This is a genomic window from Pseudomonas sp. 05N433 (assembly GCF_056396925.1).
The window spans coordinates 1-14,978 of sequence record NZ_JBFTML010000017.1 but is presented as its reverse complement, the minus strand read 5'-3'; the positions used below and the strand labels follow the sequence as shown (position 1 = coordinate 14,978).

The following is a 14,978-nucleotide window of genomic DNA, read 5'->3' as shown; positions in this document are numbered from 1 at the left end:
TGGAGGTCAGTGGGGTTAAACGCGCTCGGTGGCTCGTATGTACTGCTTCCAAAGTGGGCGCCATTTTTTCTGTGTTACAACAAACAATACTTCGTCGCATCTAGTGCCACTTCTAGTGCGAATCCAGTCAGGTATGCGACCTACCTCCTCATAGCCGCATTTCATAACTGACGAAATACTAGCTTTATTGAGTGCAATTATCTGTGCCATCACCGAGAATAGATCTACCGAGTTAAACGCAAAATCCAATAACAGCATTCTGGCCTCCGTCGCCAGGCCATTTCCCCAATATTTTTTTTCACCTATAATTGTACCTGTCATAGCGGTTCTATGTGGCCAGGAAATATTGTAAAGCGCAGAGTTGAACGCGCTGCCCTTGTCGAAAAATTATATCATCCAACTTACATTCCTCTCCGCAATAGGTTTAAAACGCTGATGAGTGAGGTGTTTTTAATACGAATGTCTTGTTGTGAGGCACCTTGATTTAGCGGTTTTCATTTATATCTGGCGTTGGCATAAGATAGGGTGCTGAGGTTATGCCCTCTATGGGCACTAGATGTATACCGTCTAGCATGTTGTTTAGTCCAAGTTGATCAAGTGCCGAGAGATGCATCGGTGCTACTTCTATTGGGGGGATGTAGAGGGTGGATATACCTGAAAGCTTTTGATTTGGTAGGTCGGAAATGCGGAACGTATTGATTACTGGATTGCATATAGAGAACTGCGCTGCTTCGTAAATCGTGACCTCATGGTTTTTTGGGTAGTGGGTAAGTAAGTACTCCGTCAGGCTAGGGACATGTCTACAGTCAAACCCTTTAAAACTAAAGCCTAAATCTCCAACAGCGGCGACTTGCCATACAATTACATGAGAAAAGATGTCCAGTTTTCGCTTCCTTAATAAAAGATCTGTTGCTTCGTAAACTTGACATCCTGTTGAAGGATCGAATCCGAGATCGCAGAATAGACAATCAAGAGATGATACTGCCGGTAGCATTCGGGCGGCGTAACCTTCTTTGCGAGCAATTTCGATAGACTTGTGTGAGGGATGCACAAATATTCCAGGATGACCATAGTATGCAACACACACTTGTTTCCCACTTCGAACACATTCCATTGTGCGTTCGATCATCTGCTTGTAGGTTTCTTTTCTGGGTTTTCCTTCACCATAGAAAGGATAAAGTGACTCAGCATCGGGATTTATTTTTAAAATCAAACGTTCTGTGGCTGCGTCTGCAACACAATAAAGAACACATTCTGAAGAGCATATCCACCCTCGCGCCTCCATTGTCAAATGGCTGACTGAAATTCCAGTTCCAACAACAATTAGTGAGCCCTTAGACATTGTGTTTTCCTTGCTCGTTAAAGGATTTTTGTAGCTTTAAACCATTGTCCTCTTTCATTGATAAATAACATTCCGCGCCCAATAGCTGTTTGATCTATTTGTGGGGGAGTATGGACCGTTACCTCAATCATTGGATCAATCTCAATGAGTGCGGGGTTGTGAGGGAACCGGTTAGTTAAACCTTTGTTAAGTAAGTCATCCGCTGTTTTGGCTTGAGATCTGATCCGATTGCTGTCCTCGCTTAGTACTGCTTCTTTGTCTGCGTCAGTTAAGTCGGCCTTAGACATGTATTTGTCAGGCGCTTCTCTAAAAGCTAACAGTTCGGCAGGGTCCGACACTGCTATTAAAAAGTCTGTCAATGCTAGAGACATGAGGCTCTCCTACTTTTTCTGATCACCAATCAGTTACTGATTGGTTAACGTTAGGTCATTTTTTGAGAAGTGCAAGGGATCGACCGTCAGTGAAAAATCCAGTCAGATCGTTATGGCGCAGCGACCTGACTCGGAGCAAACAATGATAGTCAAACCACCGAACGGCCGTTGCTGACGCTGCACAAGTGATAGACTCTCAGACTACGGTCATTCTCATCCGGTGTTTAGGAATAAAGGTAATCGCGAAGTGATTTAACAGAATCTATAGAGGCATATTTATAGCTCTCTAGACATTTCGCTATTGGATGATTGTGTTTCTATAGCAACCGACAATGTTCCCCGCCGTATGGCTATGGTTACGAATAGAAAAGCGCCCAATGGGCGCTTTTGAGGTTTGTTGCTCGTCAGTTTCAGCTGACTCTTCAAAGGATAAACCCGCTTCCACGACGGAGTAGGGCTCACCTTTTCCAATGATGAAGTGATCCAGAAACCTCATATCGGTATATCCCAAAAGAACGCTCGATTTATTAGTCATCGCTTTGTCATGTTCACTTGGGGTGGTGTCTCCAGAAGGATGATTGTGAGCAAGGATCACGGCGGCACTGTGTGTTGAGTGACTTGTCTGCTTTTGGCCGATAGTTGCCGCTTTTGACCGACCGCTATCGGCCAAAGCAGACACTGGCAATTAACCGCTCTTGGCCGATTCCCGCCCGTTGTGAACGGTAGAGAACCGACAAAAATAACGAGCCAGTTATGCCTGCGAAACCAATGCGATTGATAATGTCGACTTTAGACCAGTAAATGGCTATCACTTTTACTGAGCTACCTCGGTTGTGGTAGCCAGCGCTTAGGCCTTTTATGGTCAGGCTCCTCCCTCGAGGGCTACTTTCGTAGCTAGCTTTTCAAACGCCTGACTGAAATCGCCAATCCTGTTGATCATCTCAAAAAACCACTCAAAAGACTCTTGCACGAAATCTTCATCGGAAACTCTGTCAGGATACATGACGCAAAATAAAGATCTTACAGCAGCGTCCTCGTTATCTTCAATGTCGACATCGCGCCCTTTCGCTTCCAGAAAATCCCAGCATTTAACTCTGGCAGCATTCAACTCCTTTTCATTTTTTCCCCCTTCAAACCAGTATTTGTGCGCAGCTGCAAACGCGCTTTTGACAATTGGGGACACTTCTTCGTCCTGAAGAACCAAACCTACGCCCGCGCACATAAACTTCATTATGTTCCGAGCCGCTTCGGCTTCAGCCTTACCTTTACTCAACTGCTCTGAAAAATGAACGATTTGCTCATGACTAATCATGGTGGACTCCAAGTGTTGTGAGTACGGAGCTACAGGAGCGACACGCCTTTTTAGCGGTTCCATGCCCCTTGCCCGAGGTACCAATATTGACGGCTTCGCTTGTACCGCCCGCGGGATCCATTCCCGCGTCATAGGATCGGCTCAAGCACTCGATTTCTGCACACTTACCATGCCATGGCTCACGTTGATCCTTCGGCACAGCTTTTAGGGCTTTCCTGACCTTGGGATGAACTGGATATCTCGATCCACTCACCCCTACAAACACTTTGCCACCGGTACGTAGTTCCGAAGCGGCGCCTGTGGTCTTACCCTTTTTCAGTGCAGCATCTGCAGCCTTTTTGGCAGTGTCCCGCGCCAACCCCAGCGGATCAACCCAGCTAACAGGATTTGGCGCATATTCATAAAGATTCAGTCCACCCGCATAACTGATCGGGTCTTTGCCGATAAATCGCCCGATCAGCGGGTCGTAGTACCGATAACGATTGTAATGCAGCCCGGTCTCGGGATCATGATACTGGCCCTGGAAGCGGATTGGATTGGTCAGACCGACCTGCTGCGCAAATCGAGAACGAGTTTCTTGAACTTCACCCCATGCCTTGTACTGGGCACTCCAGGCGATATCTCCTTGCTGATCCGTCAGCTCCTGAGGTGTTCCCAGATGGTCACACTGATACCAGGCCAACACATCCAGAGGTTGCGCAGACGGGCTGTAATTCCACAACGGATCTTCTTCGAGATTGAAATCGCCAGCGTGCTCGACCTGAGTCAAAAGATTAATGAACTGATGTCGAAGCGCCTGAGCAACGGGAACAAAAGTGTCAGGTTCATAGATGTAGTGAACCGTACGACCGAGGCCTCCGTCGACCTGACCACGACTGCTTTCCCACGCAAGGTTGTCACCGTCCCAACCATACAGCGTAAAGCCACAGCCGAGCTCACGCTGCTTGCGTGCATACTCGTTTCGGTTCCATTCGGAGCCCGCCTCAGGCCGTTGTTTACAATAGGCGACAGAATTTTTATACAGACGCCGTCCCAGTGCGTCATAGGCGTAGTCAACGGACAAACGTCCGTCTTCGAAGTGCGCTAGACGGTCAAACAGATCCCACCGCATTCGACTGTAACGACCCTCGTGCCAGCGAAGCGTCCGATTGCCGCGATCGTCGTACTCGTAGTGTGTCCCTGCATACTCTCTCAAAAGATTGTCGAGCCGCTTACTGCGAGGAGCGTCTACAGACAGCGGACGCCGATCCTCCTCATTGGCCTTGTCCAGCAAATTACCGGCCGGATCGAATGCGAACGTTTCTGTGCCGAGTCGGCTGGCAGCACTCAACAGTCGGCCCACGGGGTCGTAACGATAAGCGAGCGGACCGCGACGGCTATCATTGATGTCAGTCAACTGGCCGGCCGCGTCGTATTGATAATCGCGTTTTAGCAGAGTGGTCTTATCATCGCTGCGACCCAACATCTGCTGCTGCAGTCGCCCAACCGGATCCCACTGTTGCGTTTGAAGTAAATGGTTGCCTTGATGACGTGCGATTTCCCGGTGCAGATCATCACGCTCAAATCCGAGCAATTCGTGCTCGTCCAGGCGAAGCCCAAGCAAGTGCCCTGTCCCATAGGTTAACCAGCTGACCCTATGCCCGTCCGGACGAATAGTGGCGATACGCTGATTCAACGCGTCGTACTCGTGTCGCCATACCGCGATTGTCGACTTCTCCAGCCCCAGATAGTGTTGGTGCTCGCGCAGCAGATTACCCGCAGCATCATGGAACCACTGCAAGCGGCTATCTGCATTGGAGGCTTCGGTAAGGTTGCCATTGCCGTCATAAGCGAAACTTTCGCGCTGCGTTTGATCGCCTAAAGACGCTGAACGCTCGGCCAATCGGCCCATGGCATCGAAGCTCCAGGCAATGCGCCTGCTGCCGGTGACGGTATTGGCTAGTCGCCCGGTAACAGCGTCATAGCCATAACGGGTGATTTGCCCATCGAAACAGGTCTCCTGCAACAAACGCCCTAGAGAGTCATACTGGAACTGAGCACGCTTTTCGTTTTCATTTTCCAGCACCAGTAACCGTCCACAACGATCCCAGTGATAACGCAACGTCTGTTCGCCCGCATCGACCCGCTCGCCAATTAAACCGGCCGCGGTATAACTCCAGCTCGTGCACTGACCCAATCCATCCGTATAAGCCAGTAGCCGGCCTTCTGCATCGTGTTGAAAACGCTCTTCGGTTTTGTCGGGATGCTTGGTGAGCACCAAGTGCCCTGCCTTGTACTCATGCTCGGTACTGTTACCTGCCGCGTCCGTGTAACAAATCATCTGCCCACGTTCGTTGTATTCCCAACAGCTGGTTTTCCCTGAGCAGTCGACATACTCCACCAATTGGCCGGCATCGTTGTAATCGAGCTTTTGTTCGTTGCCAAGGGCGTCCTTGACCCCCGTCACCAAACCCGCTGAGTTGTAGGCATATTCGGTTTTGTTTTCCAGCGGATCGATGGCTTCGATCAGGTTGCCACGATCATCGTATGCGCGCTGCCATTGGCCACCCTCGGCATCACTGACTTTGATCAGTTGATCCAGATCGTCATAGGCGTAATGCATTACGCTGCCATCAGCCCGGATATGTTCAAGCACGTTGCCACGCTCATCGTAGCTATACCGCTCTTCGCTGCCACTGGCGTGAACATGACGGATCAGATTCTTGGCCTCATCGCGGAAGAACCATTCCGAACGCTCATCCGGATGTCGAATGCGATAGGTGTAGCCAAGGATGTCGTAGTAGTGCCAGGTTTCGTTTCCGTGGGCATCGGTGACATAGGTCAGTCGAATGTTTTCGTCCCATTCCAGGCGGGTGTCGAAGCTACCGTCATCCGCCCACTCGCGCACAGCGCGAGCCTTTGCATCCTGTCCTTGCCACTGCAGATTCATGCCACGGCCAGTGCGATCCGTGTAACGAGTAATCAAGTGATGCTGATACTCATAAACTCGGCTTGCCCCATTCTCATCCTGAGCCAGCAGAAGATCACCAGTGTCGCCATATTGATAAGCGCACAGTTGACGTTGAGGCGCACCGTCTCGAATTTCCCAGAGTCCGGTCAAGCGGCCCTGCCCATCAATCATCGTCCCCAGGTGGGCCTGAACCTCTGCAATATCATCCTGGTAAGTGATCAGGTCGGACAGCACTGAATCCTTTCCGTGACGATGCTCGTAATGCAGCATCATCCCAGCGCCATTGCGCAGCTCAACGCTCGTCAGAACGTAACGCTGGCCCCGGCACAGATAAGTTTCCTTGCGCTCGAATCCACGGCACAGCACCAACTGATCCTCGCTGGCCCTTACCAGCGTGATGTTTTCAATCGCGTCGTAGTGAGAGAGCCCGATTTTGGGGAGCGGGAAATCATGGCTGCGGCCGTCAGCGTCGTGAAAAGTCACGCCATCACTACGGCAATCAAAACGCGTGGTCAGCGCTGTGATCCAGCGAGCACCGAGTTCACTTTGGTCATACTCAGCCAGACGTGAACTGTAGGTTCGCGTCCACTCTATCGGGAATGAACCGGGCAAGCTGAAGTCGGTATGGCTGAGTGATTCTGAGCCCAATGCAAAACTGATGCTGTGCTGGGTTGCGGGCATAACCGCGTTTTTACAGCTGTTACAGTTACTGGTTGCCGGCGCTTGTTGACTGGTTGCTTCCAAACGCCCTTCACCCGCCTTGCGCTGAGCTTTGGAGGTGGTGCCCGGTTTGACACTTGCACCTTGTCCATGAGCTTGACGCTTGCGCCAGGTAAGCACGGAGCCGGCAAGCATTTGCAACAGCCAACCAATAGAATGCTGGACGCCAGGATCGCCGAGCTTCTTCATTTGGGTTTGTAATTCGACACCCAAAGTGCGCAGCATCGAGGTGTTGGTTAATACCAATGCCTTGGCATTTTCCGGCAGCAGATTCTTCGCTGCTCTGTTGGCCACACCCTTTCCCGCAGCCTTGTAGGCGCTGTAGGTAGCGCCAAGAAAATTACTGATGGACGCCTTGGGATCATGTAGAAACTGACTGCCAGCAGCGCTCATTTTTGCACTTGCAGCCTTCATGTCGCCTTTGGCGTCGAGCTTGCCATTGACCACAGCCTCCAGGCCTTTGGCAATCTCGTTGACAGCGTCATGTCCAAGCTTTCCGGCATCATCAAGAATTGACGCAAGCTTGGGTTGAGCCTGTTTTACAAAGTCGTCGATGGTGCCAACGATGGTCGCGTTCAAATGCCCGATCAGCACTTCGATCAGTGAGTCACCCAATAGCGCCTTTGCGCTATTGCGCAGTTCCTGGCGCACCAGCGATAACGTCGGGCGCAACGTCATCCGCGCCGATGCCATGGTAGGCGGTGCGGGCAATACACCTATCAGGTTGATGCCCAGACTCACCCAGTCCAGTACCTCCCTCTGCTTGCTTTTGGCAAGGGTAACGATGTCGCCGAGCGCATCGACCAACGCCATGATGTTGCCTACCACCGGCAACGCACCAGCGACGTTTTTGACCCGTTCAAGCGTAACCACACCTCCGCTGAGAGACTGCAGCCAAGCATCAAACTTCGCCGCCCCGCGACCGACATCCTTGATGTCGATGGTATTGAGAGGAGCGACCGCAACCTGCGGTTCTCGTTTCTTTGCAACAGCAGTTTCATTTGTCATGACAGCAACTCACCGGCCAGCAGCCCCAGCCTTTATGCACAATTGTTGAACACCTCTCAAAAACAGGTATGAGGCCTGCCTCTTGGAGGTACAGAATCAAAACGTGAATTCGAACTTCAGCTGACTACGGCCCCTTTGGGACCACTTGCAATCAGCGCGGCCCCGCAGGCGGTTTTCATGCCGTCGAGCGCGATAGGTGTGCCATCGACGGAGTAAGTGCTGCTGCCCTCGGCAATCGGGAAAATCCCCTTGCACAACGGGCAACTGACATTGTGACCGACCCCGGCAATCGGCTTGCCATTGAGGTCGGTTTGAGAGAAGGCTTCGAGCACCTTGCCACCGTGGGTGGTGGAGTCCCCCAAACGAATAGCGTCTTTCATTGCGTCACTCCTTTGACTGAAATCGTTTCCGTTGTCATGACAGCATCTCACCCGCCAACAGGCCCGGGGTTTTCAAGGAAGGTTTTGGCAGACTCGGTGCAGGCAGGCTCGGCAAATTGCCCGCCTTGCTCGCCGCCCCCAGAATCCCCGACGCACTCGGCAACGCCGCACTCGCCAACTTCGGCAATCCGGCCACCCCGCCCTGCACCACGCCTTTCACTTGCTGTGCTGTTTGCATCGCGCCTTGCGCGCTCTGCATCGCACTCATCCCTGTTTGCGCCATGTCCTTGCCCTTCTCCAACAGGTCCCAACTCTTGCTCGGCAAGACCTTGGCGACCATAGCCTGCACCTGACTCGGCACCTCTTCAGGCCCCGGCGGATTCAACGGCCACTCCGGTTTGCCGATGTAACTGCCATCGCTCCAGGTGTCCGCCGGATCTTTGCCGAACAGCACGCGCGCAGGCCCCGGCGCAGCGCCGGCGACGCTGGCAAACCCCTTGCCGTCGAGCTTGCCCTTGATGCTTTTGCCCAGCGCATCGATGACTTCGTAATCGCCCTCTTTAATGCCCTGACGCCCAGCGTACTGGTTGAACAATTCCAGATTGCCCTTGCCCGGTTTCGGCGGTTCCGGGAACACCCCAGCGAGACTTTTCGCCCCGGTGTAGGCGAAGTTCGCCGCGTGCGCGGTGTACGGGCCGCTGGTGGCGTGGGTGATGCCGCCGGCGTTGTAGGTGGTGGCGCTGCCGCCGCCCTGAATCACCAGTTCGGTTTTCGCGGTGATGGTGATGCGGTCGGCGTTGGCGGTGATGTTGAGTTTGGCCAGCAGGTTGATGCTGTCCTTGAGCGCACGTACATCGATGTCGCCGGAGGCCGCGACCAGGCGCCATCCCATGCTCTGCACGAACAGGCGCATGCCGCGACTAGCGCTGGCCAGCAGACGTTTACCGATGGAGAGACTGGTGTGACCGGTGCTGCTCAGCGCCAAGTGTTCGCCGGTGGCGATGTGACTGGAGCGCGGCGTGGTCAGGGCGATGCCGGCCGGGCTGGCCAGTACCAGATGCGGTTCAGTGAATTCCGGGAACTCATTGGCGGTCATGTTCGCCGGGCCACTGCCGAGCACGCCTTGATGCTGTGCGTGCAAGGCCTTGGCCACGTCGTCCTGATCGCCGGCCTCCTGCGCTTGCAGCTCTTTGGCCTGCACCGCGAAGCCGTCCTGCTGGTCGCTGGCAGTGGCGAGGCGTTCGGCGGTTTCCGGCAGATCCTTGTGATGTTTCGACTCGTTCGGACGCGGCTCGGTGGTGATCAGCAGACCGGCACCGGCACGCACTGCGCCGTGGCGGTCGGTGCGCAATTCGAACCCTTCGCCACGCGGCTGACCACCGCTTGGGCGTGGATGCGTCAAATAGCCGAGGTTGATCGCACTCGCACCATGATCACTGCGCAGCGCAATGCTGATCTCGCTGGTGGTGTCGTCGATGCGCAATTCGTTGGCGCGGCTGCCCTTGTATTCCTTGCTCTTGACCGTGGCCAGGGTTTTGAAATCCGGCAGCTTGTACGGCGGCAGGTTCGCGCCGTGGTACAGGCAACCGGTGATCAGCGGCTGATCGGGATCGCCTTCCAGAAAGGTGATCAACACCTCCATGCCGACCCGCGGAATGTTGATCGAGCCAAAGGTTTCCGCCGCCCAGCTCGACGCCACGCGCATCCAGCAACTGGTCATGTCGTCGTGCTTGCCTTCGCGGTCCCAGAAGAACTGCACCTTCACCCGGCCGTATTGGTCGCAGTAGATCTCTTCGCCTTCAGGGCCACAAACCACCGCGCTTTGTGTGCCGAGGACTTTCGGTTTCGGGTGGTCGAGCGGCGGACGATACGGCACGTCCCACGGGATCGCGCTGAAGCGGTTGCGGTAGCCCTGGTGGAAATCGCTTTTGTTGTCGGTGGTGTCGCTGGTCACCGACTCTTCCAGCACCTGCGGCTGCTTGCCTTCGTGGAAGATCTCGGTGAGCAGCCACAGGTCGTTCCAGGTCGGGTTGGCGTGTTCGGTCAGGGCGAGGAAATGCCCGCTGACCAGGATCGGCTGATCGCTGTTGCCCTCGGCCAGACGGTAGTCGCTGCGATGGCGTTCCAATGCGCGATTAGCCAGGTGTTTACCACGCTCGCGATCGACGAAACGGCCCGGGTAATCGTAGTCTTCGAGGTCCGGTTGCGCGCTGCTTTTGGCGTCGCTTTCCAGCTCGATTTTCGGTTTGACGAAGTCGTAGTCGCGCCGCGTGGTGCGACTGGTGCGGGTCGCCAGACGCAAACCAAAACGCTTGACCACCGGTTTGTCGGCGACCAGTCCGGAGTCCTGCTGATAGGCCACTGGCGCCAGTTTCGGGAACAGCGTTTGGTCATCGCCGAAGGTCAGTTTGTGGCCGCTGGACGTGTGCTGGAAGTGGTAATGAATGCCCTCCTCTTCACACAGGCGCTGGATGAAATCCAGGTCCGACTCGTCGTACTGCACGCAGTAAATGCGCTCGGGATAAATCGCGCTGAGCTGGAAGTGGTAATCGCTGGCGAGGATGCCGTGTTCTTCCAACACCTTGCTAATGATCTGTTGCACGGTCATCTGCTGGAAGATGCGCTGGTTGACTCGATGCGCGAGATACGACAGCTGCGGGCGCAGGGAGATTTTGTAGCGGGTCAGGCGCTTGCCGGCCTCGCCCTGGGCGATGCTGTAGATCAGCCCGTGAATCCCCGTGCCGCTGGGCGACAGCTGCAGGAACGCGAGTTTGTGCAGCAGGCTTTCGAGGTTGATCGAGGCCTTCTCACTGACCAGTTCCAGTTCGAACTCGAAGGGGGTATTGAGCGCCTCTTTCCCGGTGAACGACAGCACCTGGAAATCGCTGTCCGCGCCATCGATGGTCAGATTGAAATGAGGCTGGTTGGCCGGTGAGAACATCCCTTGTTCCTCGCGCAGTGCTGCGACGCGCAACAGCCCTCAAGGGGCTATTGGCAAAAAATTCTTTAGAGGTGAGTGCGCCCCGACCGGTCTTCCCGGCCGGGGCGGTACAACCATCAGCCGTGTTTAAACGACTGGAGCACGCCAGTCATCGGAACCCGAAGTACCGGATACTTCGTGAGTCCAGGTGATTTTGCGGTAGGTGAACTGCACTTCTTCCAGGTGGGTGAAGTGCGAGTTGCCTGGATCCTGGCAGTTGTGCATTTTGTTGTTGATGGCGACGATGATCGCGTCTTCCAGTTTGGTGGTGTAGTAGTGCTCTTGAGTACCTTGAGCCGAAGTACGGTACCACTGGATAACGATTTCGCTCATGCGCTCGCCGGAAGTCAGAGCGGCTTGCAGCAGAGGCGAAGCCTTGTCGTAGACCTTGGTGATCACAACTGGCTTGTGAACGCGCTGACCGGTTGGCTGGCCGGATTGTGGGTCACGCGGGATGATCACGTCGTGGCTGAAAGCCTGAACCATCACCTGGTCTTCGTGGCCTTCCTGGTAGGTGTTGCCAACGGAGTCGGCGGTGAAGGCGCCGGCAGTGATCAGGCCTTGTTTTTCGCCGGTAACCGACATGTACGCTGGTGTTGCCATGGGATGCTCTCCTTGCTGGATCAGTGGGTGCGTTATAGGTGAAACCACCTAAGAAGCGGCCATTTGCCATCAAACAACATGCCAACTTTTTTCGAGCCTTGTAAATCGGGGGGCTGAGAGGAGTTCCTTCGCAGAAACAGTGAGAATTCAGTATGAATTCACTGAGAGGTGCGCAAGAAGTTGCGCAGTGGTGTGCAAGAAGTTGCGCACTGGGCTACAGACCACGAATTACTTGGGCTGTAGCGATTTATCCAGCGAAATATCCGGAACAAGTGCGCAAGAAGTTGCGCACTTTCAAAAAAGGCCACCCCAACACCTCAACGGCTGAAATTTTGATGGTGCCAGGTCATGACTGCATTTCAAGATGGCCAAACATCAGAAGTACAACTTTCCACAAACCATAACAAATCCTAAGCCAGGTATATCCTCAGCACTCGCTCAATACGACGCCAAAATCGTCGCTGGACACTTGAGCCGCTTCGTTGAGTCGCTGACGTAGTGCAGCGGTTAGTTGCCGCTCCACCTCCCATGGGTCAGACAGCGCGGCGAGTTGTGGCGCCAATTGCGGCGACAGGCTCATCAGCGAGTGATTGAGTGAGCGTGCCGTTTCATAAGCGGCCTTTTGCACAAAGCTGATTTCCACCAGTTCACCCTGCGCCTTGCGAAACTCCATCTCAGCCATCCGCGCCAGATAATGCTCGCGATGCGCTCGTGCTTTCTGAAAGTCTGGAGTCTGCCCATGAGCAGGATCAACGGGCGGCGGCGCAGCCATGATAGTCGGCTCAGATTGTGCTGCGACGTGGCTGTACACATCACGCTGAAGCCGCTCCTGTTGGTGGCGAGCAGCGACAGCAGTCTTGCTCGGGTCAGCGGTATCGCGGATCAATGCTTCGGTGGCCAGCACATCGACCTGCTTGCCATTGGGCGACAGCACCAACCGGCCATTCTCTTTCAGCCAGGTGATGTAGCTCGGTGATCGGCCGATGTGCGCAGCGAAGGCGCTCTTTGACAGGTACGTAGCTGTGCTCATAAGCCCTCCTTTTCAGCGGCTTTTCAATGAATCCTTTCAAGATTTCAGTGGATTGAAATTTCAGTAAGCTGGCGGGCCTCCCACTAACATGATCCCGCGGGTTTCCGACCCCGTGTTGGTTGAAAAGCTCCAGGGTCCCCGTCGGTTTTCAGCTCTCCCCTGCACGCGGCTCTTCCAGTTGGCCGCCTCCGCCCCCGCGGGCATTGCGCTCGCGCATGTCCAGATGGTTGGCGATTTCACATTGCGTTGGCATGGTCATGTCCTGGTACTGAATAGGAAGCGGAACCCCCTATGGCGGGTTGAATCTGCAAAAAGATCGGGGTTCGAATTACCCCATTCCCCCAGATCGCTGGAAGGACCCATTGAAAACTGGGGATAGGCCTCGATCCGAGTCTGAATCGCCCTAAAAAAGACGGACATCCTTGTGCAATTTTCAGCTAGAGAGAATCCGCGAGTTCGATAACCCGTGTAGGGGGCGGCCCTCAGGGAGGACCCGTAAAAATCTGCGCCCCGCCCGACCTGCCCGGGTCATGCCTTCGGCTCGGCCTCGCTCAGGTCCAGCCGTTTGGCCACCCAGCGCTCGTACAGGCCGATGGCGACATCCGCGCCGGCCATCGCAGTCAGGCAACCCAGAGCGCCCGCTGTCCAGATCGACAAGCCTGCGCCGAACAGCAACATCATCGCTGACACGCCGCAGACGATGCAGGCGCCGGAGCGAAGTGCGAGGCGGCGCAGTAACGCCCAGCCTCGCGCCCCATCCTTGTCAGCGCGCCACATCTCGCCGGACACGCCACCGACCAGGGACAGGGCAATCACCAACCAGATCGGCATCTCTGTCAGTGCCTGTTGCTCATTCGCCATTGCCCTGCCCCTTAAACAAAAAGACCCGGCGCATTGGCCGGGTCAGGTGGTGGGTTGCCTGCCGCGCTTTGCGGTCGCACCCATCGAAGATGGCCCCTTTTTACAGGTCGATTCTGGTGGCAGCAAGACCGTTTTAATGCCATCCGGTGAATGTGTGGGTTACGCTCGGTGAACGGCTGGCGAATGTCGGTGAATATCTATCCCGGCTGTCTTTTGCTGTTGTGGCGTCCCATGCGTCCCACCTCTTTAAAACAAGGTGGGACGTCTGAACGCCCCGCAGAATGGGGCTTTGCCCCACCGTCCTACTTTTATCTCTCCTTTCTCGTGTAAAGAGAGAAATTTAAAAAGCACGCGTGCGCGTAAACGCGCGTACCTGTACCCGCTACGCACACACGGGCGGGAGGCATGAAAAAGGTGGGACGGTGGGACAGCCCAACAACGACGCGGCCTGCGCCCGTCCCACCACCGCAAAAAGCGGTGGGACGGAGGCAGGCCGGTGGGACGGCGTAAGCCAGAGGGAGGCCCACGATCAAGCCGCTTCCCCCAGGAGGAAGTGCTCGACTACGATGTGGGCGTCATGCAGGCGCTGGTAGTAGACGTTGCGGGTGCAGCCACTTCGCGCCAGACGCGCCGCCAAGGGCGCATCGGGCTGGCAGTAATGCACCTGCACCACCGCCATCAGCTCGGGATCGAGGCGTTTCTTCACGATGCGCTCGATGTCCAGGGACGCCTCCAACGGCACCCTGCTCCCGCGCCTGCCGCGCACGAGCTGACCACCGCTTTCCATCATCATCGCGACCATGTTGCCGCCCGAGTAACCGGCGGCTACCTCGTCGCTGTGCAGCTCCTGCGCCCATTGTTTGAGGGCCATATCGATTGCCTTAATCATCGAAGCAAGGCTCCTCGAACTCGTCCCTTTGCAGCGCAGGTGCCCTGCCCCAATGCTCGGGTTTCTTGTACGCCCAAGGCCGTTGACCGCTCTTGCTCAAAGCGCCCAAACGGAACCGTCGCCAGCCCAGCCGGTGCATGATCGCGCCGACACGCATCTGCTCCGGTTTACCCCAGTGCCCCGGATCGAGCTTCAGCGCCTGACTCATCACCTCACTGCCGGTGGCGGTCTCGCCAATCTGCGATTCCTCCAGCCAGGTCAGGATCGGTCCTTCCCATTCATCCACGACAAAACGCTGGTCCTGGGCTTCGGCGAACATCGGCGCTTCGTCCGGGGTCACCCACCAGAGATCACCGGCCTCATAGCAGAACACCGCTTCGGCCCAGAGCTGGTCGCGGATCTCGCGCAGCAACGCCACGTCGACCTTGGTACAGGCCACCGGCCAATAGCGGCGGTTGCCGGTGGCGTCCTTGAGGTACTCGTCCTGGTTGGTAGTACCGACGAACACACACTGACGTGGCACGTCCATGGT

The 14,978-nt window shown here is 55.3% G+C and carries 13 protein-coding genes; all 13 read right to left on the bottom strand.

Annotation, left to right across the window (positions count from 1 at the left end):
* Positions 1 to 15 precede the first annotated feature (15 nt).
* On the bottom strand, positions 16 to 345 hold the full coding sequence (locus AC1DIS_RS11500; protein ID WP_477780889.1) for a GNAT family N-acetyltransferase: 330 nt from the start codon (positions 343 to 345) through the stop codon (positions 16 to 18).
* 139 nt (positions 346 to 484) lie between these two features.
* A complete protein-coding gene (locus tag AC1DIS_RS11495; protein ID WP_477748792.1) occupies positions 485 to 1,342 on the bottom strand; it encodes an SAM-dependent methyltransferase in 858 nt (285 codons plus the stop codon).
* A 17-nt stretch (positions 1,343 to 1,359) separates the two neighbouring features.
* Positions 1,360 to 1,713 (bottom strand): hypothetical protein, encoded by a 354-nt coding sequence (locus AC1DIS_RS11490; protein ID WP_477748791.1) that lies wholly within the window; start codon positions 1,711 to 1,713, stop codon positions 1,360 to 1,362.
* 298 nt (positions 1,714 to 2,011) lie between these two features.
* A complete protein-coding gene (locus AC1DIS_RS11485) occupies positions 2,012 to 2,392 on the bottom strand; it encodes a JAB domain-containing protein (protein WP_477748790.1) in 381 nt (126 codons plus the stop codon).
* 183 nt (positions 2,393 to 2,575) lie between these two features.
* Positions 2,576 to 3,025 (bottom strand): hypothetical protein, encoded by a 450-nt coding sequence (locus AC1DIS_RS11480; RefSeq protein ID WP_477748789.1) that lies wholly within the window; start codon positions 3,023 to 3,025, stop codon positions 2,576 to 2,578.
* Positions 3,018 to 7,703, bottom strand: coding sequence for an RHS repeat-associated core domain-containing protein (locus tag AC1DIS_RS11475; RefSeq protein WP_477748788.1), 4,686 nt, complete (start codon positions 7,701 to 7,703; stop codon positions 3,018 to 3,020). The genes AC1DIS_RS11480 and AC1DIS_RS11475 overlap by 8 nt, the downstream gene beginning before the upstream one ends.
* A gap of 116 nt (positions 7,704 to 7,819) precedes the next feature.
* Complete coding sequence (locus AC1DIS_RS11470) at positions 7,820 to 8,083, bottom strand: PAAR domain-containing protein (RefSeq protein ID WP_477748787.1); 264 nt, start codon at positions 8,081 to 8,083, stop codon at positions 7,820 to 7,822.
* Between the two features lie 34 nt (positions 8,084 to 8,117).
* Positions 8,118 to 11,024, bottom strand: coding sequence for a type VI secretion system Vgr family protein (locus AC1DIS_RS11465; RefSeq protein WP_477748786.1), 2,907 nt, complete (start codon positions 11,022 to 11,024; stop codon positions 8,118 to 8,120).
* Positions 11,025 to 11,150: 126 nt separating this feature from the next.
* The gene (locus AC1DIS_RS11460) at positions 11,151 to 11,666 is read right to left on the bottom strand and encodes an Hcp family type VI secretion system effector (RefSeq protein ID WP_047601845.1); all 516 of its coding nucleotides are present in this window, start codon (positions 11,664 to 11,666) and stop codon (positions 11,151 to 11,153) included.
* A 427-nt stretch (positions 11,667 to 12,093) separates the two neighbouring features.
* Positions 12,094 to 12,696 carry a terminase small subunit gene (locus AC1DIS_RS11455; protein ID WP_477748785.1) on the bottom strand — a complete coding sequence of 201 codons (603 nt, stop codon included), beginning with the start codon at positions 12,694 to 12,696 and terminating at the stop codon, positions 12,094 to 12,096.
* A 528-nt stretch (positions 12,697 to 13,224) separates the two neighbouring features.
* Positions 13,225 to 13,557 carry a phage holin family protein gene (locus AC1DIS_RS11450; protein WP_477748784.1) on the bottom strand — a complete coding sequence of 111 codons (333 nt, stop codon included), beginning with the start codon at positions 13,555 to 13,557 and terminating at the stop codon, positions 13,225 to 13,227.
* A 529-nt stretch (positions 13,558 to 14,086) separates the two neighbouring features.
* Positions 14,087 to 14,446 (bottom strand): PA0613 family protein, encoded by a 360-nt coding sequence (locus tag AC1DIS_RS11445; protein WP_477748783.1) that lies wholly within the window; start codon positions 14,444 to 14,446, stop codon positions 14,087 to 14,089.
* Positions 14,439 to 14,978 (bottom strand): VapE domain-containing protein (locus AC1DIS_RS11440; RefSeq protein ID WP_477780887.1); only part of this gene is annotated, 540 nt, incomplete at its 5' end. The genes AC1DIS_RS11440 and AC1DIS_RS11445, both read right to left, overlap by 8 nt.